The organism is Leifsonia sp. NPDC058194, from assembly GCF_042883605.1.
Lineage (GTDB): Bacteria > Actinomycetota > Actinomycetes > Actinomycetales > Microbacteriaceae > Leifsonia.
Genome location: NZ_JBHVVL010000004.1, coordinates 97667 through 118021 on the forward strand (window position 1 = coordinate 97667; position 20355 = coordinate 118021).

General features: G+C 71.8%; 20 protein-coding genes. 4 read left to right on the forward strand and 16 right to left on the reverse strand.

The genetic code is table 11. The features are described 5' to 3' along the window. Nucleotides 1-38: 38 nt before the first annotated feature. Entirely contained in the window at nt 39-914 is an 876-nt protein-coding gene (locus ACFVU2_RS15340; protein WP_387875953.1) for a LysR substrate-binding domain-containing protein, read from the reverse strand. A 224-nt stretch (nt 915-1138) separates the two neighbouring features. Here ACFVU2_RS15340 and ACFVU2_RS15345 point away from each other — a divergent pair, with 224 nt between their 5' ends. Further along, the gene (locus tag ACFVU2_RS15345; protein WP_387875956.1) at nt 1139-5932 is read left to right on the forward strand and encodes an ExeM/NucH family extracellular endonuclease; all 4794 of its coding nucleotides are present in this window, start codon (nt 1139-1141) and stop codon (nt 5930-5932) included. Between the two features lie 132 nt (nt 5933-6064). On the opposite strand, the gene ACFVU2_RS15350 is transcribed toward ACFVU2_RS15345, so the two are convergent. The 10 genes from ACFVU2_RS15350 to ACFVU2_RS15395 all read right to left on the reverse strand — a co-directional run bounded on the left by ACFVU2_RS15350 (nt 6065) and on the right by ACFVU2_RS15395 (nt 12690). Next, nucleotides 6065-6352, reverse strand: coding sequence for a DUF2470 domain-containing protein (locus ACFVU2_RS15350; RefSeq protein ID WP_387875959.1), 288 nt, complete (start codon nt 6350-6352; stop codon nt 6065-6067). Nucleotides 6353-6380: 28 nt separating this feature from the next. Further along, nucleotides 6381-7328: an NAD(P)-dependent alcohol dehydrogenase gene (locus ACFVU2_RS15355; RefSeq protein ID WP_387875961.1), complete on the reverse strand. Its 948-nt coding sequence runs from the start codon at nt 7326-7328 to the stop codon at nt 6381-6383. 13 nt (nt 7329-7341) lie between these two features. After that, complete coding sequence (locus tag ACFVU2_RS15360) at nt 7342-7560, reverse strand: helix-turn-helix transcriptional regulator (protein ID WP_387875962.1); 219 nt, start codon at nt 7558-7560, stop codon at nt 7342-7344. Further along, the gene (locus ACFVU2_RS15365) at nt 7554-7964 is read right to left on the reverse strand and encodes a hypothetical protein (RefSeq protein WP_387875965.1); all 411 of its coding nucleotides are present in this window, start codon (nt 7962-7964) and stop codon (nt 7554-7556) included. The genes ACFVU2_RS15360 and ACFVU2_RS15365 overlap by 7 nt, the downstream gene beginning before the upstream one ends. A gap of 176 nt (nt 7965-8140) precedes the next feature. Continuing rightward, on the reverse strand, nt 8141-8455 hold the full coding sequence (locus ACFVU2_RS15370) for a CHY zinc finger protein (protein ID WP_387875966.1): 315 nt from the start codon (nt 8453-8455) through the stop codon (nt 8141-8143). Then, entirely contained in the window at nt 8452-9048 is a 597-nt protein-coding gene (locus ACFVU2_RS15375) for an energy-coupling factor transporter transmembrane component T (protein WP_387875969.1), read from the reverse strand. The genes ACFVU2_RS15370 and ACFVU2_RS15375 overlap by 4 nt, the downstream gene beginning before the upstream one ends. A gap of 7 nt (nt 9049-9055) precedes the next feature. Further along, nucleotides 9056-9745: an energy-coupling factor ABC transporter ATP-binding protein gene (locus tag ACFVU2_RS15380; RefSeq protein ID WP_387875971.1), complete on the reverse strand. Its 690-nt coding sequence runs from the start codon at nt 9743-9745 to the stop codon at nt 9056-9058. Further along, nucleotides 9742-10872: a thiolase family protein gene (locus ACFVU2_RS15385; RefSeq protein WP_387875974.1), complete on the reverse strand. Its 1131-nt coding sequence runs from the start codon at nt 10870-10872 to the stop codon at nt 9742-9744. Before ACFVU2_RS15385 ends, ACFVU2_RS15380 begins: the two co-directional genes overlap by 4 nt. Next, entirely contained in the window at nt 10865-12010 is a 1146-nt protein-coding gene (locus ACFVU2_RS15390; protein WP_387875976.1) for a class I adenylate-forming enzyme family protein, read from the reverse strand. The genes ACFVU2_RS15385 and ACFVU2_RS15390 overlap by 8 nt, the downstream gene beginning before the upstream one ends. After that, entirely contained in the window at nt 12007-12690 is a 684-nt protein-coding gene (locus ACFVU2_RS15395) for a biotin transporter BioY (protein ID WP_387875978.1), read from the reverse strand. Before ACFVU2_RS15395 ends, ACFVU2_RS15390 begins: the two co-directional genes overlap by 4 nt. Nucleotides 12691-12746: 56 nt before the next feature. On the opposite strand from ACFVU2_RS15395, the gene ACFVU2_RS15400 reads away from it, so the two are divergent. Continuing rightward, a complete protein-coding gene (locus ACFVU2_RS15400) occupies nt 12747-13424 on the forward strand; it encodes a TetR/AcrR family transcriptional regulator C-terminal domain-containing protein (RefSeq protein WP_387875981.1) in 678 nt (225 codons plus the stop codon). Here ACFVU2_RS15400 and ACFVU2_RS15405 read toward each other — a convergent pair. After that, a complete protein-coding gene (locus tag ACFVU2_RS15405; protein ID WP_387875983.1) occupies nt 13405-13782 on the reverse strand; it encodes a DUF3566 domain-containing protein in 378 nt (125 codons plus the stop codon). The genes ACFVU2_RS15400 and ACFVU2_RS15405 overlap by 20 nt on opposite strands. A gap of 184 nt (nt 13783-13966) precedes the next feature. Between ACFVU2_RS15405 and poxB the strand changes: the two genes are divergently transcribed. Continuing rightward, entirely contained in the window at nt 13967-15700 is a 1734-nt protein-coding gene (gene poxB / locus ACFVU2_RS15410) for a ubiquinone-dependent pyruvate dehydrogenase (protein ID WP_387875986.1), read from the forward strand. Between the two features lie 99 nt (nt 15701-15799). Here poxB and ACFVU2_RS15415 read toward each other — a convergent pair whose 3' ends face one another. The 3 genes from ACFVU2_RS15415 to ACFVU2_RS15425 form a co-directional block, all read right to left on the reverse strand. Then, a complete protein-coding gene (locus tag ACFVU2_RS15415) occupies nt 15800-17560 on the reverse strand; it encodes an LCP family protein (protein ID WP_387875988.1) in 1761 nt (586 codons plus the stop codon). A 128-nt stretch (nt 17561-17688) separates the two neighbouring features. Then, nucleotides 17689-18204 carry a MarR family winged helix-turn-helix transcriptional regulator gene (locus tag ACFVU2_RS15420; protein WP_387875991.1) on the reverse strand — a complete coding sequence of 172 codons (516 nt, stop codon included), beginning with the start codon at nt 18202-18204 and terminating at the stop codon, nt 17689-17691. 48 nt (nt 18205-18252) lie between these two features. Beyond that, entirely contained in the window at nt 18253-18798 is a 546-nt protein-coding gene (locus ACFVU2_RS15425) for a hypothetical protein (protein ID WP_387875993.1), read from the reverse strand. 87 nt (nt 18799-18885) lie between these two features. Between ACFVU2_RS15425 and ACFVU2_RS15430 the strand changes: the two genes are divergently transcribed. After that, nucleotides 18886-19473, forward strand: coding sequence for an NADPH-dependent FMN reductase (locus ACFVU2_RS15430; RefSeq protein WP_387875995.1), 588 nt, complete (start codon nt 18886-18888; stop codon nt 19471-19473). Between the two features lie 85 nt (nt 19474-19558). Here the strand turns inward: ACFVU2_RS15430 and ACFVU2_RS15435 are convergent, their stop codons facing one another. Next, the gene (locus ACFVU2_RS15435; protein WP_387875998.1) at nt 19559-20335 is read right to left on the reverse strand and encodes a DNA-formamidopyrimidine glycosylase family protein; all 777 of its coding nucleotides are present in this window, start codon (nt 20333-20335) and stop codon (nt 19559-19561) included. Nucleotides 20336-20355: the final 20 nt, after the last annotated feature.

Consider the following 20355-nt stretch of genomic DNA (forward strand, 5'->3'; position numbering starts at 1 on the left):
ATTTAAGCAAAGAACGATCGAGCCCCCCGCCGCGACGATCACTCCAGCGGACCGAGCTCCTCACGCACGAACCGCGCGAACTGCGCGGCCGCCGCCGACTCCGAGCGTGTGCGGTTGCGGGCGAGCCCGATGACGCGGGTCGCCTCGTCGGTGAGCGGCACGGGAACGATCCCCGGCTCGGCGGGGGTGTCCGGGATGAGCGCGACGCCCACCCCGTCGCGCACGAGCGCGCGCAGCGTCGCGAGCTCGGTCACCTCGATCACCGGGGTCATCACGACCCCGTGCGCCGAGAAGTAGGCGTCGGCGATGTGGCGGAGTCCCGAGCCCGGGCGCAGGGAGACGAGCTCGTAGGGCGCGAGGTCGTCGACGGTCACGTGCTCCCGTCCGGCGAGGGGGTGGCCGGCCGGGACCCCGAGCACCAGCCGCTCGGCCGAGAGCGGGTGCCAGTCGATCTCCGGGTCGCGCGGGTCGGGGCTGAGGAAGGCCACGTCGGCCGACCCCTCCCGCAGCGCATCGAGGACCGTGTCGGCCGTCCCGCCGCGCAGCACGAACCGGATGTCGGGGAAAAGCGCCCGGTACTCGCTGACCACGCGCGGGATGAGCCATCCGCCGAACGACGAGACGTACGCGATCGAGACGATCCCCGCGGCCGGATCGCGCAGGGCGGCGATGCGGGCCCGCGCGTTCTCCAACTCCATCTCGGCGCGCGCCGCGTGCGCGAGCAGGATCTCGCCGTACTGGTTGAGCTCGAGGTGGCCGCGCCGGCGATCCAGCAGCTCCACGCCGGCCTCGGCCTCCAGCTTCGCCAGCGAGCGCGAGAGGGTCGACTGCGACACCCCGAGGGACTGCGCTGCGAGCGCCAGATGCCCCTCGGTGGCCAGCGCCCGGAAGTGGGCGATCTCGTCGATCCGCATGTGACCCATCATGGCGCACGACCGCTCCGGCAGGCTGGTTCCGACCGCTGGAGATGGCACCCATGCACGGGTGGTCGATCAGGACCACCCCCGAAGACTGCTCAAATGAGCGGTCTACCCCCGAACGAGTTTTCTGTACGTTCACACAAGAGACAGAGTCCCGACGATCGCGATTCCTACTCTGACCGTCGGATCCATCCCACTTCCACCGACCAGGGAGAACAATGTCAATCAGGAATGGCAGGGTGTGGCGCGCCGCCACGGCCGCGATCGTCGGAGCCGGGCTCGCAGCCGGCGCCCTCGTCGCGACGCCGGCGTTCGCCAGCACGGACGGCACCGGTGTCGTCATCAACGAGGCCTATCTGTCCGGCGGCAGCGCCGGCGCGGCCTACTCGAACAAGTTCGTCGAGCTCTACAACCCGGGCGACGCGCCCGTCAGCCTCAGCGGATGGAGCGTGCAGTACCGCTCCGCGACCAGCACCGGCGCAGCCAACGGCGTCGTCCCGCTGACCGGCACGATCGGGGCGAAGGCGTACTACCTCGTCGCGGGCGGCTCGAACGGCACGAACGGCGCGGCCCTGCCGACGCCCGATGTCGCCAGCAACGGCCTGAACCCGAGCGGCACCACCGGCACCCTCATCCTGTCCAGCTCCGCCACCGCGCTGACCCTGCCCGCCGGCTCGGTCACCGGTGCGGCCGGCGTCGTGGACCTCCTCGGCTACGGCACGTCGAACACGTTCGAGAAGGCGAAAGCTCCCGCGCCGACCGCCAACACCGACGTCAAGTCGCTGAACCGCACCTCGTTCACCGACACGGACGACAACAGCGCCGACTTCACCCTGAGCGCGACCATCACCCCGCAGAACTCGGCCTCGACCCCGGGAGGCGGCACGACCGACCCGGGCGAGGGGACCGACCCCGGCACGGGAACCGACCCCGGTCCGCCCGGCGACGCGATCGCCATCTCGGACATCCAGGGAACCGGTGACACCAGCCCGAAGGCGGGCCAGACCGTCACCACCGTCGGCGTCGTCACCGCACAGTACGCGACCGGCGGCTTCAACGGGTTCTACATCCAGACCCCCGGCACCGGCGGCGCCGTCGACCTCGCCACCCACACCGCCTCCGACGCCGTCTTCGTCTACGGCTCCTCGTACGCCGCCGCGGTCGCCGCGGGCGACTACGTGCAGGTGACCGGCGCCGTCAGCGAGTTCAACGGCCTCACCGAGATCACCGCCTCGAAGGTGGACAAGCTCGACAAGAGCACCGTCACCGCCCCGGCCCCGGCCACCGTCGCGCTCCCGGCCACCGACGCCCAGCGCGAGAGCCTCGAGGGCATGCTGATCGCACCGCAGGGCGCGTTCGCGGTCACCGACACCTACTCCACCAACCAGTACGGCGAGATCGGCCTCGCTGCCGGCGACACCCCGCTGCTGCAGCCGACCGACGTCGCGAGTCCCGGGACCGCCGAGTACTCCGCCGCCGTCGCCGATGTGAAGGCCCGCGGGGTCATCCTCGACGACGGAGCCTCCACCAACTTCCTCAGCGCGGCCAACAAGTCCAAGCCGCTGCCGTACGTGTCGCTGACGAACCCCGTCCGCGTGGGCGCCCCGGTCACCTTCACGACCCCGGTGATCCTCGACTACCGCAACGACGCCTGGAAGTTCCAGCCGACGGCGGAGCTGACCCCGGCCACCGCCGCGACCGTCCAGCCGGCGACCTTCGCGAACACCCGCACCGCCGCCCCGGAGAACGTCGGCGGCGACCTCAAGCTCGCCACCTTCAACGTGCTGAACTACTTCACCACGACGGGCGACCAGCTGAGCGGCTGCACGTTCTACACCGACCGCGACGGCAACAAGATCACCGTCAACAGCGGATGCGACGCCCGTGGCGCCGCCGACGCCGCCAACCTCAAGCGCCAGCAGGACAAGATCGTCGCCGCGATCAACGGCCTGACCGCCGACGTCGTCTCCCTCGAGGAGATCGAGAACTCGGCGCGCTTCGGCCAGGACCGCGACGACGCCCTCAAGATCCTCGTCGCCGCGCTCAACACAGCGGCGGGCAGCGAGGTCTGGGCGTACGTGAAGTCGCCGTCGACCGTGCCGTCCTCCGAGGACGTCATCCGCACCGCCTTCATCTACAAGAAGGCCGTCGCGGAGCCGGTCGGCGCCTCCCGCATCCTGGACGACGCCGCGTTCTCGAACGCACGCCAGCCGCTCGCGCAGGCCTTCAAGAAGGTCGGCGCGAAGGACGCGAACGCGTTCATCGCCATCGTGAACCACTTCAAGTCGAAGGGATCCGGCACGGGCGCGGACGCCGACCAGGGCGACGGCCAGGGCGCGTCCAACGCGTCCCGCGTGAAGCAGGCGAAGGCACTCGTCGCGTTCGCCGATGAGCGCAAGGCCACCCTCGGCCTCGACAAGGTGCTCCTGATCGGCGACTTCAACGCGTACCTGCAGGAGGACCCGATCAAGGTCCTCACCGATGCGGGCTATGTCGACCAGGTGAGCACCCGCACGAGCAAGCACACCTACTCGTTCGGCGGCACGGTCGGCTCCCTCGACCACGTGTTCGCTTCGCCCGCGGCCAACGCCGCGATCACGGGCGCGGACGTGTGGAACATCAACTCGGGCGAGTCCATCGCGCTGGAGTACAGCCGGTACAACTACAACGTCACGAACTTCTACGCCGCCGACCCGTACCGGTCGAGCGACCACGACCCGATCGTGGTGGGCCTCGGCCTCGCGGCGAAGCCGGTGACACTCAACCTGCTGAACATCAACGACTTCCACGGGCGCATCGACGCCAACACCGTGAAGTTCGCCGGCACGATCGAGAAGCTGCGCGCGGAGGGCGGGGAGGACAACACCCTCTTCCTCTCGGACGGCGACAACATCGGCGCCTCCCTGTTCGCCTCGGCCTCGGCCGGCGACATCCCGACCATCGACGTGCTGAACGCGCTGGGCCTCAAGACCAGCGCCGTGGGCAACCACGAGTTCGACAAGGGCTTCTCCGACCTGACCGGTCGCGTGCAGGATGCGGCGGACTTCAGCTACCTCGGCGCCAACGTCTACAAGAAGGGCACCAAGAACCCGGCTCTGCCCGAGTACGCGGTGTTCGACGTGAACGGCGTGAAGGTGGGCGTCATCGGCGCGGTCACCCAGGAGACCCCGACCCTCGTCTCGCCGGGCGGCATCTCGACGCTCGACTTCGGCGACCCGGTGGAGGCGGTCAACCGCGTCGCCGGCGAGCTCACCGACGGCGACCCGTCGAACGGCGAGGCCGACGTGATCGTGGCCGAGTACCACGAGGGTGCCGGAGCGGGGACGCCGGATGGCGCGACGCTCGAACAGGAGGTCGCCGCGGGCGGCGCGTTCGCCGACATCGTCACCAAGACGAGCGCGAAGGTCTCGGCCATCTTCACCGGCCACACGCACAAGCAGTACGCGTGGGACGCCCCGGTCCCGGGAGTCGAGGGCGCGACGCGTCCCGTCGTCCAGACCGGCAGCTACGGCGAGAACATCGGCCAGGTGACCCTCACGGTCGACCCGGAGACCGACACGGTCACCGCCCACACCCTCCGCAACGTCGCCCGCACCACGGACGCCGACGCGGACCTCGTGGCGGCGTACCCGCGGGTCGCGCAGGTCAAGACGATCGTCGACAAGGCCCTCGCCGACGCGGCGGTCATCGGCAACCAGAAGATCGGCTCCGTCACGAAGGACATCACGACGGCGTACGCCGGCGGCCTCCGCGACGACCGCGCGAGCGAGTCCACGCTGGGCAACCTCGTCGCCGACTCGCTGCTGTCGACCCTCTCGCCCGCGGAGCTCGGCGGCGCCGAGATCGGTGTGGTGAACCCGGGCGGCTTGCGCGCCGAGCTGCTGTACGGAACCGACGGCTCCATCACCTACGCGCAGGCGAACGCCGTGCTGCCGTTCGTGAACAACCTCTGGACGACGACCCTCACGGGCGCGCAGTTCAAGCAGGCGCTGGAGCAGCAGTGGCAGACGAACGCCGACGGCACCGTGCCGAGCCGGCCGTTCCTCAACCTCGGACTGTCGAAGAACGTCAGCTACACGTACGACGCGAGCCGTGCGGCGGGCGACCGGGTCACGAGCATCCTCGTGAACGGGAAGCCCATCGACCCGGCGAAGCCGTACCGGATCGGCTCGTTCTCGTTCCTTGTCCAGGGCGGTGACAACTTCCGTGCCTTCGCGGCCGGGACGGACACCAAGGACTCCGGTCTCATCGACCGGGACGCCTGGATCAGCTACCTGCAGAACAACAGCCCGGTGTCGCCGAGCTTCGCCCGCCGCGGCGTGGCCGTCAGCGGCACGCCGGCCGATACCCTGCAGCGCGGCCAGCAGGTGACGCTCACCGTCTCGAAGCTGAATCTGACCTCCCTCGGCAGCCCGGCGAACACCTCGCTGAAGCTCTCGTGGACGGGCAGCGGCACCGACCTCGGCAGCGTCCCGGTCGATGCCAACGGCACCGCGACGGTCGCGTTCACCGTCCCCGCCGACGCCGCGGGCGCCAGCACGCTCGTGCTGACCGCTCCCGACTCCGGCACCACCGTCACGGTGGCGCTGAAGGTCGCGGACAAGCCGGTGGAGAACCCGAAGCCGACGAAGGACCCGAAGGCCGCCAAGGAGTCGGCCCTCACCAAGGCCCTGTTCGGCAAGATCAGCCTCGACAAGACCAGCTACAAGGCGGGCGACGCGGTCCAGGTGACCGTCGGCAAGCAGCTCGCCGGCCAGTGGGTCTCGGTCTGGGTGTACTCCACGCCGAAGAACATCTCGGCGGGCTGGGTGAAGGTGCCGGCCGACGGCGTCCTGAAGCTGACCCTCCCGGCCAAGCTGGACAAGGGAGACCACAAGCTCTCCGTCCAGAACGCCTCGGACGGCGTGGTCGGCTGGAGCGCCTTCCAGGTGAAGTCGACGGGCGGCTGGTTCGACTGGATCTGCGACCTCGGCTGGCTGTGGAACTGGTTCCACAAGCTGTTCGGCTGGTGACCTGCAGGATCACCTGATCAGCTGATCACCCCGTGAACGAGCGGAGGGGATCCTCACCCGAATCGGTGGGAATCCCCTCCGCTCCTCGCGTTTGCGGAGTCGGTGCGTGCGGATCCCCTCCCGTGCCGACGCTCAGCCGAGCCGGCGGACCGCCTCGTCGTGCAGTGCGACGACCTCCCGGCGCACCTCGGGCCGCTCCGTGATCGGGCCACCGGGCCACGGCACGTGCAGCTCGGCGGTCGTGCCGTCGGCGAGCTCGGCCAGCCAGTCGCCGCCCTCGCCGTCGAAGCCGGTCATCGTGGCGGAGACCGCTTCGGGCCGGCCGACGGCACGCACGATCAGGAGGTTGTCGCCGGTGTGGTCGGAGTTCATGTGGCCGAGCACGTCCGCGAGGGCGGCGTCGTCGAAGGTGTGCGGCATCCCGTCAGCCTAGCCAGCGCGCCGGGGCTCAGACGGTGACGACCACCTTGCCCCGCGCCCGGCCGGCCCCGACCTGCGCGATGGCGGCTCCTGCTTCCTCGAGCGGGTAGGTCGCATCGAGCACGGGACGCAGGGAGCCGTCCGCGACCAGCGAGGCGACCTCGGCGAGGTCGGCCGCGGTGTCGCGCGAGAGCAGGCCGACCAGCCGCTGCCGGGCGAACGCGTTGCGCATCGCCGCCGCGGCCACGCGATCCGTTCCGCCGAGGATCCGGCCGCCCGTCCCGCCGACGAGCACGAGCGCACCCGTCGGAGCGAGGATGCGGCGCAGCGCCGCGAGCGGACGATCGCCCGCGGTGTCGACGATGGCATCCCACAGCCGCGGGAGGGCGAGCACATCGGTCGTGGCGTAGTCGATCGTCTCGTTCGCACCGAGCTCGCGCACGAACGCCGCCTTCGGTGCGCTGCACACCCCCGTGACGTGCGCTCCTGCCGCGACGGCCAGCTGCACGACGTAGTGCCCCACCCCTCCGGCCGCTCCCAGCACCAGGATGCCGTCGCCCGGTCGCGGGGCCGCTGCGCGCACCGCCTGCAGCGCCGTCACCGCGGAGACGGGGAGGGCCGCGGCCTCGTCGAACGTCAGAGCCGGCGGCATCGCCACCAGGGACGACCGGTCGACCGCGACGAACTCGGCGAGCGCGCCCGGTGCGACGCCGAAGACGCGTTCCCCGGTCTCCACGATCTCGCCCGCGAAGGCGAGCCCCCGCACCCGCGCCTTCGGGCCGCGGAACCCCATCCCGATCACGCGCATCAGAAGCGGCTCGCCGGTCGTCAGATGCCAGGTGCCCGCGTCGATACCGGCGGCGCGTACCCGCACCAGCGCCTGGTCGGGCCGGGCGACCGGCACCGGGATGCGGGTCACACCGAGGGCTTCGGGGGGTCCGTAGGTGTCCTGCACCACGGCACGCATGGTCTCCATCACGATCTCCTCGTCAGGCGTCGGGGTACTGGAACACGTCGTCGAGCGGGACCCCGAAGACCCGGGCGATCTGGAAGGCGAGTTCGAGCGAGGGCGAGTAGCGGCCCTGTTCGATGGCGATGACGGTCTGCCGGGTGACGCCGATGCGCTCGGCGAGAGCGGCCTGTGTCATCTCGTCCGCTTCGAAGCGGAGCGTGCGGATGCGGTTGGTCACGCGTGTGGGCTTCACCATGACGGCAGCCCGGTGCGGTAGGCGACGAGGGAGGCGATGGAGCCGACCACCGCGGAGAGCACGAACCCGAGGTAGACGGCGTTCGCGATCCAGAACCACGGCGTCTCGATCAGTGCGAGCAGGAGGGCCGCGACGGCTCCCAGGATCACGAAGGCCTGCCCGACGCGCTCGCCGAACGCCAGGACCTGCCGGTCGCGCTGATCGCGCTCGCGCGACCCGCGGGGAAAGATCATCGACAGGACGATGCGGGCCAGGATGTTGGCCGCGATCGCCCCGCCCACCGTCCAGAGCAGGAGCGCCGCGTACGGCTCGATGCCGAGCGCCGCCAGCAGCACCAGATACACCGCGTAGCCGAGCACGGCCGTGCTCAGGAACACCCACGCGTTCTTTTCGTCGAACGACATCATCCACCTCGCATGTCAAGAAAACCAGACATCGACAAAGTAAAACACTCTCGACTCCATGTCAAGAATAATTAACACACCGCGCCTCCGAGTCACCGGGTCGTCGAGACGGCGATACCTGCACGGGAAACGCCCGAGGCGGCGAACTGTCCGCCGCCTCGCCGAGAGCCGACGCGTCAGTCGAAGTACAGGTGGCGGTGGAGCTTGCAGCCGGGGTTGAACGCGGCGCCGCACGCGGGGCACGCGTCCGCGCCGAGGTAGTCCGCGATGGCGAGCTCCTCCCCGCACACTCCGCAGAGCACGGCGCGCTCCGCTCCGGCGTCGGCCGGCCACGTGCGCGCGGGATGGTCGGCCGCCTCCGCGTGACACAGATGGCACGGGTAGTACTCGCCGCAGCAGGCGAAGCGGATGGCGATCACGTCGAGCGCGGTCCGGTAGTGGATGCACCGGGTCTGGTCGTCGACCGTCGGCCCGAGCACGCGGGGCCTCATCGCACGCCTCGCGCGGTCAGCGCGTCGCCGAGCTGGTCGGCGTGCTTGAGCGCCACCACCAGGAACGGCACGGCGAAGAGCCGGAGGCTCGCGCGCCCGCCGCGCGCGCGTTGCGCCTCCCGGACGTCGTGGGCGAGGCGCGCCAGCACCGGGATGGTGCTCAGCGTCACCGTCAGCAGCAGGGCCGCGCGCTGCGGGTCGAGGCGGAGGCGCTCGAGCGGCCCGAGCCCGCGCTCGATGGCGTCGAGCAGGGCGGTGACCCGCGTCGTCAGGACGAGCAGCGCGGCCAACACCACCGCGGCCGTGACGCGCGCGGTATTGGCGACGGCCGGTTCCGTCCCGAGGAAGATCAGCTGGCCGCCCAGGGTGACGACCACCACCCAGCGCACCGCGACCACCTGCCGGCCGAGCTCACGCAGGCCGAGCCCCGAGACGAGGTAGGCGATCACGCACACGGTCGCGGCGGCCGCAGCCGTCCACCACACCGAAGGCAGGAGCGACACGGCCAGCACCAGCACGAGCAGCAGCACCGTCTTGGGGCCCGCGGGCATCCGGTGCAGGAGGCCGTCGCCCGGCCGGTAGAGGGTCACCATCCCGGCCTCACCATCGCAGGCTGGCTTCGTACTCCGCGACGATCTCGGCGGGCGAGCCGACACCGGCGACCCGTCCCCCGGCGAAGAGCACGGCGGTGTCGCAGCGCTCGGCGAGCGCGAGGTCGTGGGTGACGAGCACGAGCCGATGGCCGTGCTCCTCGGCGAACAGGTGGTCGGCGACGCGGCGGGCGTTGCGGGCGTCGAGGTACGCGGTCGGCTCGTCGGCGATCACCAGCTCCGGCTCCCGGATGAACGCGCCGCACAGCGCCAGCAGCTGCTTCTGCCCGCCGGACAGGTCGTGGGACGGATGCTGTGCGAGCGCCGTCAGCCCGAATCGCTCGAGTGCGTGGGCGACCCGTTCGGCGGCCTCGGCGCGCGACGGCTTCTCGGCACGGAGTGAGAAGGCGACGTCTTCGGCGACGGTCGGGAGCACGATCTGCGCGTCGGGGTTGCTGAAGACGACCGCGACCCGCCGCCGCAGCTCGGCCGCCTGCCGCACCGGGTCGAGTCCCAGCACCCGCACCGTGCCGGAGGAGGCCGGCGTCAGCGCGCCCAGCAGCCGCGCGAAGGTCGACTTGCCGGAGCCGTTCTCGCCGACGACGGCGACGGTGCGCGCGTCGAGGTCAAGGTCCACGCCGTGCAGGATGTCGGTGTCGCCGAGCCGCACCGAGACGGCGTCGAGGTGGATGGCGCTCACCGGACCACCTCCAGCACGGCGGCGACGCCGAGTCCTCCGCCGACAGAGGCTGCGGCGACCCCGATCGTCCCGGCCGGGGCGCCCGCCCGGACGAGTCGGCTGAACAGACGGACGACGCTCACCGCACCGCTGGCGCCCCACGGGTGCCCGAGGGCGAGCGCGCCGCCGTCGGCGCAGACCCGCGAGTCGTCGTCGGCGATCCCGAGCCGGTCGAGCACCGCGAGGCTCTGGGCGGCGAACGCCTCCACGATCTCGAAGGCGGCGACGTCCTGCACGCGGAGGCCGGCGAGCTCGAGCGCGGCGAGCACGGCCGGCGCTGCCCCCACCCCGGGGAGGGCCGGGTCGCATCCGACGATCGCGTGCGCGCGGACGGCGAGGCCCGGGAGGCCGTCCGTCTCGGAGCCCGGAACGACGACGACCGCCGCGGCACCGTCTCCGATGCGCGTCGAGGTGCCCGCGGTGAGGGTGCCGCCGGGGAAGAGGGCGGGCATCCGGTTCAGGAGGCGCTCGGCGCCCCCGATCGCGTCGTCGGCGGTCATCCCGGCGAGGGGGACGATCTCGCCGGTGAACCGTCCGGCGATCAGCGCGGCCCGGGCACGGGCGTGGCTGCGTGCGGCGTGCGCGTCCTGCCGGAGGCGCGGAATGCCGTCGTGACGGGCGAGGTCCTCGGCGGCCCGGGTCATGTCGGGGTCCGGCCAGCCGGCGGGCGCGAAGGCGGCGCGGTCGTAGGCGATGCCGTTCACCGATCGGAGGGGGGCGGTCGACGCGCTCTCGACTCCTCCGGCCACGCGGGGGCGGGAGTCTCCGGCGCGGATGGCGGTCGCCGCGTCGATGATGGCGGCCAGGCCGCTTCCGCACTGGCGGTCGATGGTCGCGCCGGGCACGCTCGCGCCCAGTCCGGCCGCGAGGGCGGAGACGCGCGCCGGGTTGCCTCCCGGCCCCATGCAGTTGCCGAGGATCACGTCGGCGACGGCGGGCGCGCGCCCGGCCGCATCCTCCAGGCCCGCATCCTCCAGGGCTGCCCGGATGACCGGTGCCGCGAGCTCCTCCACGCGCAGGGCGGCGAGGGCGCGGCCGCGGGTGCCGATGGGGGTGCGGCGTGCGGCGACGATCACGGGGTCAGCCAAGTGCGGGCACCTCCCCGGCGACGGCGCGCCGCGCGGCCTCGGCGCGCGCGGGCTTGCCCGAGGCGGTGCGGGGCAGGGCGGCGCTGAACCAGCGGCGCGGCCGGTGAGCGGGCGCGAGGCCTTCGTCGGCCGCCGTCCGCAGCGCGGCCAGGCTCGGCGCACCGCCGTCCTCGGGCTCGATCACCGCGGCGACGAGCGCGCCCACCCGTTCGCGCGGGAGGGCGAACACGACCGCGTCGCGCACGCCGGGCACGGCGCGCAGCACGGCCTCCACCTCTTCGGGAACGACCGTGGCCGATGCGCTCAGGATGGCGTCGTCGGCCCGGCCGAGCAGCCGCAGCCGCCCGTCGGCCAGCTCGGCGCGGTCGCCGACGGAGGCCCACTCGCCTGCGCGGCGTAGCGGTCCGGCCGATTGGCCTCCCGGCGTCGCCTCGAGGTAGCCGAGGGCGGTGTACGGCGACCGCACCCACAGTTCGCCGCCGCGCACCTCCAGGTCGACGCCAGGAAAGGCGCGGAGCCCGTCGCCCGTGTCGAGGGCGACGAAGGAGAGTTCGGCGGCGCCGTAGTAGGCGGCGACGCGGATGCCGGCCGCCTCCGCGCGGGTGCGCAGTGCAGGATCCAGGTGCGAGCCGCCGACGAGCGCTGCACGCAGGCGCGGAGGTGCGCCAGCGTCGAGCAGCGCGCGCAGGGCGAGCGGTGTGCCGTGGAAGCAGGTCGCGGGTTCCGCGTCCGCGGCCGTGAGCACATGCTCTCGGGGCAGGATCGGGCGCGGGCCGCCCGCGAGGGCGTGGGCGAGCGAGAACAGGGTCAGCGACGACGCCGGCGGGGCGGGGAGCGCGACCGCGTCGTGGGGACCCGCGTCGAGCAGCTGTGCGACGGCGTCGAACGAGTCGGCCCAGGAGGCCGCGGACCGCTGCACGATCCGGGGCGTCCCGCTGCTGCCGGAGGTGAGCGTCGCCCAGGCGGTGTCCGGATGCGGCACGAGGCGCCCGGCGGCGGCCACGAGCGCCTCCCACTGCGCCTCCGGAGCACGGTCGTCCCCGACGAGCGGCACTCCGCCCGCCGCGCGCACGGCGCGCACCCGGTCGGGCAGGGTGCGCGCCGGGCCGCGGAGCGGGACGATCCGGCCGGCCGTCACGGCGCCGGCGTGCCCACGGAGACGGGCTCGACGACGACCGGACGGGCCGGTGACCGCCAGGTGCGGCGGAAGGCCCGCGGGTACGTCCGCACGAGCGTCGTGACGACGAGCGTCGCGAGCACCGCCTTCACGAGGTCGCCGGGCAGGAAGACCAGGCTGGTGAGGGCGGTCTCGCCGAGTGGCAGGCGGGTGACCAGGCTCTGCACCGGGATGCCGACGGCGTAGATCACGACGATGCCGCCCACGATCATCCCGAGCAGCGTCCGCCACCACACCGGCTTGCGGCCGGCGGCGTGGACGATCAGGCCGATGACGAGCGCGCCGACGATCCAGCCGAGCGCATAGCCCGCCGACGGGCCGAGGAAGACGCCGATGCCGCCGCGACCGCCGGCGAGCAGGGGGAGACCCGCTGCGACGAGGGCGAGCAGCACGGCCATCGAGAGGGCGCCCAGCCACGGGCCCAGGATGGCGCCGGCCAGCATCACGCCGAGCGTCTGCGCGGTGATGGGCACGCCTCCGAAGAACGTGAACCCGCCGGGGAGGCCGAGCACGGCGACGATGGCGGCGAAGACCGCCACGCGGGCGAGGTCGGTCGCGTCGACCCGGCGGCGCGCGATGGCGCGGTCGGCACGGTTGCCGCGGTCATCGCCTGCGGGAGCGGGAGCGGGGGCGTTGGTCATGGTCGGATCCTCACCTGAACACTGTTCACCTGAACAGCGTTCACTATAGTGGGATCGTGGCAGGGATCGAAAGCGGACGCAGACACACTCGCGACGACGTCGCGCGCACCGCGCTGCGCATCCTCGACGACCACGGCCTGCCCGACCTCACGATGCGCCGCCTCGCCGCAGCGCTCGACGTACAGGCGAGCGCCCTCTACTGGCACTTCCCGAACAAGCAGTCGCTCCTGGCCGAGCTCGCCGACCGCATCGTCGCAGGCCCTGAGCGCGTCACAGGCCCTGAGCGCGTCGCAGGCCCTGAAGGCGTCGCCGATCCCGTGGCGGGCTCGGGAGAGTGGACGGATGCCGTGCGAGCGGAAGCGCTCGCCCTTCGCGATGCGCTGCTCGCTTATCGCGACGGCGCCGAGGTCGTCGCCAGCACCCTTGCGCTGGGGCTGGGATCCCGCACGGCCCTCGACCGGTTGACCGCCGCCGTCGCCCTCGGCGGATTCGACGAGCCCACGGCGCGGCGCGGCGCGACCGCCCTCCTGCACTTCGTGCTCGGCCACGTCTCGCACGAGCAGCAGCGCCTGCAGTACGACAGCATCGGCGTTCTCGCCGACCCGGCCGATCCTGCGGACGCGGGAGCCCGCGCGGGTGACGCGTCCGCGGCGGACTTCGCGTTCGGTGCCGACGTGTTCGTCGGCGGTCTCGAGCGCTTGCGGTCGGGCGAGGTCAGTCCCCTCCGAACGTGACCTTCCAGCCGCCCACCACGTTGGTCGCGAGGTTGAAGAGCGCGGCGAAGATCGCGCCGAGCGCCGACACGACGATCAGCTCGAGCAGCGCGACGACGAGGGTGAAGGTCATGAAGTTCGGGAACGTGATCCCGGCGACCAACTGCGCACCCTGCGAGCCGGCGACACTCTCGAGGAAGGTGCGCGCGGCGCCGACGGCGCCGAACTTGTCCAGGGCGGCCCAGAGCAGGAGGGCGATGAGCACCGTGATGGCCGCCACGATCAGGCTGACCAGGAACGACATCTTCAGAGCCGACCAGAAGTCGATGTAGACGAGGCGCATGACGGCTCGCTTCGACTGCTTCTTGCGTGCCGACATCCCCGGACACCTCCCCGAACAACTGTCGCCCCGCCGCGCGGGACGTTCCCCAGGGGCCAGTCTATCCGTCCGGCGGACGCGTCCCCGTCGGCGCTCCGGCCACCCCGACAGGTCGGCCCTCGTCAACCCGCCGGGCGCGGGCGTAGCGTGAGGGCATCGCCCGTTGACCGTGAGGAGCACCGCCATGCCGACCGTCGCCGACACCATCGTGGAGATCATCCGGGACGCGGGGGTGAAGCGCGTCTACGGCATCCCGGGCGACTCCCTCAACGGGTTCACCGACGCGCTCCGGCGCGACGGCGAGGTGACGTGGGAGCACGTGCGGCACGAGGAGGCGGCGGCGTTCGCGGCGGCCGCCGAGGCCGCCCTCACCGGCGAGCTCGCCGTGTGCGCCGGCAGCTGCGGGCCCGGCAACCTGCACTTGATCAACGGGCTGTTCGACGCCAATCGCAGCCGGGTGCCCGTGCTCGCGATCGCCGCGCAGATCCCCGGTCCCGAGATCGGGAGCACCTACTTCCAGGAGACCCACCCGCAGGATATGTTCCGCGAGGCGGCGGTCTACACCGAGCTGGTCTCCGTCCCGGAGCAGTTGCCGCGCGTGCTCGAGATCGCGATGCGCACCGCCATCGAGCGGCGCGGTGTCGCCGTGGTCGTCGTGCCGGGGGAGATCTTCCTGAAAGAGAGCGCGGGGCGCCGGAAGTCGGCGCCCATCCTGTACTCGCCGCGGGTCACCCGGCCTGCCGACAGCGAGCTGCGGGCCGCCGCCGACATCCTGAACGGTGCGAAGAAGGTGACGATCCTCGCCGGTGCGGGCGTCGAGGGCGGCCATCCCGAGCTCCTCCGTCTCGCAGGCGCGCTGAAGGCCCCCGTCGTCCACGCGCTGCGCGGCAAGGAGTTCATCGAGTACGACAACCCCTACGACGTCGGCATGACCGGGTTGCTCGGGTTCTCGTCCGGCTATCGCGCCATGGAGTCGTGCGACGTGCTGCTCATGCTCGGCACCGACTTCCCCTACCAGCAGTTCTATCCGTCGAAGGCGACGATCATCCAGGTCGATCTCCGTGGCGAGAATCTCGGACGCCGCACCCCTGTGGACCTGGGGCTCGTCGGGAGCGTCAAGGATACGGCGGAGGCCCTCCTGCCGCTCCTGAAGGAGCGCACCGACACCAAGCACCTCGACTCCTCGACGGCCCACTACGCCAAGGCACGCAAGAGCCTCGACGAGCTGGCGGTCAACGACCGCAATCGCACGCCGATCCACCCGCAGTACGTCGCCCGGCTCATCAGCGAGCTGGCGACCGACGACGCCGTCTTCATCCCCGACGTCGGCTCGCCCGTCGTGTGGGCGGCCCGCTACCTCCGGATGAACGGCAAGCGCAGGCTCATCGGTTCGTTCTCCCACGGCTCGATGGCCAACGCCCTCCCGCATGCGATCGGCGCGCAGGCCGCGTTCCCCGACCGCCAGGTGGTCGCTCTCGCGGGCGACGGCGGGCTCGCGATGCTCCTCGGCGAGCTGCTGACCCTGCGACAGAACAAGCTGCCCGTCAAGATCGTCGTCTTCAACAACTCCTCGCTGAACTTCGTCGAGGTGGAGATGAAGGCGGCCGGCTTCGTCAACTTCGGAACCGGCCTCGACAACCCCGACTTCGCCCAGGTGGCGCAGGCGATCGGTCTGCACGGGCAGCGGGTGGAGAAGCCGGACGAGCTGGAGAGCGCGCTGCGCACGGCGTTCGCGCACGACGGGCCGGCCCTGATCGACGTCGTCACCGCGCGTCAGGAGCTCAGCATCCCGCCGGCGATCACCGCCGAGCAGGTCAAGGGCTTCACCCTCTACGCGCTGCGCACGATCATGTCCGGCCGCGGCGACGAGCTCGTCGACCTCGCCGACACGAACATCTTCCGGCGTCTCTTCGACTGACGCCGCGCGGACGACTGCGCTCGCCTGGTACTTCTGCGGCGCGGCGAACCGCCGCAGAAGTACCGCCACGCAGCAGTCGCCCGCGAGCAGCGCCCGGCTTCAGTTGATGCAGACCGTGTCGCTGTAGCTGGTCGCGGGTCCGGACGGGGTCGGCGTAGAGGCGGGCGCCGAGCCGGAACCGGACGAGCCGGAGCCGGAGCCGGACGACGATCCGCCGGAGGCGCCGCTCGCGCCGGGCATGATGCCGTCGTCGCCGAGCACCACGGTCACGCCCGAGACGCTGCTCGTCTGCTGCACGGCCGCGCCGGGGAGCAGAGCCGCCACGGCCTTCGCCTGCGCCTCCTGGCCGGAGGGGTACTGGATGGTGGTCGTCGCCGTCGTGTCCGCGTCGCCCGGGGTCCCGGTCTTGAAGCCGGCGGCGGCGAACGCCTGGGTGGCGGTCGTGGCCGCACCGTTCTGGCTGCCGCCGTTCAGCACGGTCACCGTCGTGTCGGCGGGCTTCGCAGCAGTCGCCTTCTCGTACGCGCTCGGGGTGCCCATCAGACTCTGGATGAACGCGGGCATCGCCGCCGTGTCCACTTCGACGATCGAGAGGTCCTGGCCGTCGACCGTGATCGTCGGCGTCCCCGAGATCGGAATGGTCGCCGATTGGATCTTGCCGCCCGTGAGCCCCTGCAGCTGTGCCGCGAGCTGCAGGAAGTTGAGCCCGGGGTCCGTCTCGAGCGACCCGCTGACGGCGTCGAGCACGTTCGTCAGCTTGCCGGGGTTGAGGAGCGTGCCGGCGGAGAGGAACTTGTGCGCCTCCACCGAGAGGAAGTACTGCTGGCGCACGACGCGGTCGAGGTCGCCGCGCGGCAGACCGTGGCGCTGACGCACGAACGAGAGCGCCTGCTTGGCGTCGAGGGTCGAGACCCCGGCCGGGAAGTTCGCCCCGGAGTACGGGTCGTCGACCGCTTCGTTGAGGCACACCTGCACCGGCCCGAGCGCCTGGGCGATCGTGTAGAACCCGAGCAGGGAGACGCGGACGTAGTGGTCGATGGAGAGACCGGTGAGGTTCTGGACCGTCTGGATGAGCAGCTTGGCGCCACCGGTGGAGTCCGTGGCCCCGCCGCCGAGGGAGAACGCGGCGTTGAGCTTGTTCATGCCGTGGCCCGGCACGTCGACCCACGAGTCGCGCGGCAGCGAGATGAGCGTCGCCGACTTCCCGTCGGCGGGGATGTGCAGGATCATCATCGTGTCGGTGTTCGTGCCGCCGCCGTCGTCGGTGGTGCTCAACTGATCGAGCTCCGCCTGTGTGGCGCCCTCGGGCCGGTGGTCGTCGCCGACGAGCAGGATGTTCTGATCGGTGCCGTCGACATCCGTGCCCGACTTCGAGATCACGTCGACGTGGGTCACGCCGTTGACGAAACGGAAGTAGCTGTAAGCCGCGTAGCCGCCGAGCACCACCAGCAGCACCGCGAGTGTGCCGGCGGTCCAGGCGATGATCCGCTTGGTGCGCCGGCGCCGCGGGTTGCGCCCACGCTTGCCGGAGCCGCCGGAGCCGCCGGAGCCGCCGGAGCCTCCGGAGCCGCCGTCGCCACCGCTTCCTCCGTCGCCACGGCCGGAGCCGCCGCGACCGCCACCGCTTCCGGAGCCCCCGCTCCCCGCGCCGAACGCGTCGCCGCCGAACGGGTCGAACCCGCCGCCTGCGGCCGCACCGCCGCCTGCTGCGCCCGAGCGCACCTGCGACGCGGGACGCGTCGCGCGCACCGGGCGCCGGGGGTCCGCCGCGGGCACGCGGCCGAAGACCTCGGTGGCCGGCTCGCGGGGTTCACCGCGGTCGCCGGCGCCGGGATTCTCGGGGAGGTTGGGTCGTCGCACACCAGAACGCTAGAGGGCGCCGCCTGAAGAGGGCCTGGTTTCCGCGGCGTTCCCGACGAATCGCCAGGGTTTCGCCTCCCTCCTCCCAGGCGGGCTTCAGGAGGGGCGCGTCTGCCCTGCGAGAACCCTCAGTCCGAGTCGCCGGCCGGGTGCGGCTCTCCGGCGACGTCACCCGCGTCCATCGCCGCCGTCATCCGCTCCGAGATCGCGAGCAGGGACTCCTGCTGCTCGGGCGTGATGGCGTCGTACAGGATGCGGCGGATCGTCGCCGTGTGCTCGGGCAGCGCCCGAACGACCACGCGACGGCCCTCGCCCGTGAGGTGCACCCAGCTGGCCCGGCGGTCCTCCGCGCAGTCCTGGCGTTCGACGAGCCCGCGCCCCTCCATCCGCGTCACCTGATGCGACACGCGGCTCTTCTCCCAGCCCGTGAGGGCGACGAGGTCGCGCACGCGCAGGCGCCGTCCGGGGGAGCGGACGAGGGCCATCAGCACCTCCAGCTCAGAGATCGAGATGCCGTTGTCGTGCTGCAGCTGAACGTCGAGGGTGCGGTCGAATCCGCGTCGCATCAGGTAGAAGGCGTGGAACAGCCGCTCTTCGTCGTCGCTGAGTTTGCGCGGGTCTGGTCGGGTGCGCGCGGTGGCCATACGACATCCTTGCACGGGCGCGCCGGCACGGGACCGCGCGTCCTCGGGTCAGTGGGCGAGCTGCTCCAGGAACACCACGAGCACGCCGAGCGCGACGATCGCGGCCAGCACGATCAGCTGCTTCCAGCCGGCCAGACCGGTGCGCGAGACGCCGATCCGCGCGACGACCGCGAGCGAGGCGATCAGGGCGACGATCGCGACCGTCATCGCCGTGTGCACCTCCACGACGCCGGCGGCCGCCAGAAGCAGCATGATCGCCGGGACGACCAGGACGGCGAGCGCTCGGGAGGCGACGGCCGCCATGTGCCGGAACTCCAGGACTGTCGGCAGCGTGTTGTGCACGATCATGTGCGAGACGAAGTCGGAGGCGAGCCCTGCGAGCAGGACGCCGACCACCGAGATGACCATGGTCCACAGCACGTTGAACGCGTCGAGGTGCTCTCCGTGCCCGTTGAGGGCGACGAGAACGGCCAGTGCCGTGAAGGTCGCGTAGATGCGTTCGCGGAGCCGGTCGCCCGCTTGACGGCGTTCCTCCTCCGTCGCATCGGAGGGCAGACGCGTGTCGTCGGGCCGGTCGTCATCCCGCGGAGGCATGGCAGAAGCCTACGGGACGGCGGGAATGACGGGGGGCTTCGCGCGGTTCGCATTCGGTGACACGTCACCCAAAACGAAGGATGGACCATGACGAAGATCGCGATCATCATCGGAAGCACCCGGCCGGGCCGCAACGGGGAGGCCGTCGCCCGCTGGGTCTACGAGCATGCCGCGAAGCGCGCCGGCGTCGAGTACGAACTCGTCGACCTGGCCGAGTGGAACCTGCCGCACCTCGACGAGGCGATCCCCGCCGCCGCCGGCCAGTACGCGAACGAGCACACCAAGGCGTGGGCTGCGAAGATCGCCGAGTTCGACGGCTACCTGTTCGTCACCCCCGAGTACAACCACAGCACCTCCGGCGCGCTCAAGAACGCGATCGATTACGTTGGCGCCGAGTGGTACAACAAGGCCGCCGGCTTCGTCAGCTACGGCGTCTTCGGCGGGGCCCGTGCCGTCGAGCACCTGCGCCTGGTGCTCTCGCAGTTGCAGGTCGCGACCGTCAGCGCGTTCGTCGGCCTGAGCCTCGCGCATGACTTCGAGAACTGGTCGCTCAAGCCCACCGCCCAGCAGGAGGCCGGCCTGACGCCCCTCTTCGAGCAGCTCGAGTCCTGGTCGACCGCCCTCGAGGCCGTCCGCGCCGATGCCGGCTCCGCCGCCGAGGACGCCGCCGCCTGACCCTCCCTCGCCGAGAGGGCGGACTATCCGCCCTCTCGGCGAGAAAGCGTGCAGTTCGTGCCGCCTCGGCGCCGGCGGTCCAGCACTAGGTCTGGCAGACGGGGCAGTAGTAGGTGACGCGTTCCTCGAGCTCGGTGCGGCCGAGTTCGGTGCGGCGGATGCGCGTCCCGCAGCGCCGGCAGGGCTGCCCGCCGCGGCCGTACACCCAGGTGTTGCGGCCGCGGCGGGTGTCGCCCGTGGTGACCCGCACGGGCCGGTCGCGGTTGGCCGTGATCAGCCGATGGCCCAGGTCGACGGCCGCGGGCACGTCCGCCTCCGCCACAGGACGGGTGGGCAGCATCCCGCGCAGGAAGCAGAGCTCGTTCGCATAGACGTTCCCGAGACCGGCGAGGTTGCGCTGGTCGAGCAGGGCCACGCCGATCGGAGTCCCGGGGTGCGCGGCGATCCGTCGGGCGGCCTCCTCCGCGTCCCAGTCGGGGCCGAGCAGATCAGGCCCCAGATGCCCGACCGCCTCGTCCTCACGTGTTCGCGGGAGCACCTCGAGCATCCCGAGCAGGAATCCGACCGCCTCGACCCCGTCGGCACGCAACACCGCACGGGCCTGGAAGGCGGGATGCCGCCAGCGCTCGCCCTCGCGGTACACCTCCCACGATCCCTCCATCTTCAGGTGGGAGTGGATAGTGTGCTCGCCGACGCGCATGAGCAGGTGCTTGCCGCGGCTCACCACCTCGTCGACCCGCTCGCCTGCGAGGTCCACGGTCGCGTAGGCGGGCACGCGGAAGTCGGAGGCGATGAGCACCCGCCCCGCCAACGCGTCCCGGAGCCGGCGCGCCGCCTGGAAGACGGTGTCACCCTCGGGCACGTGGCCTCGTCGCTTCGCGG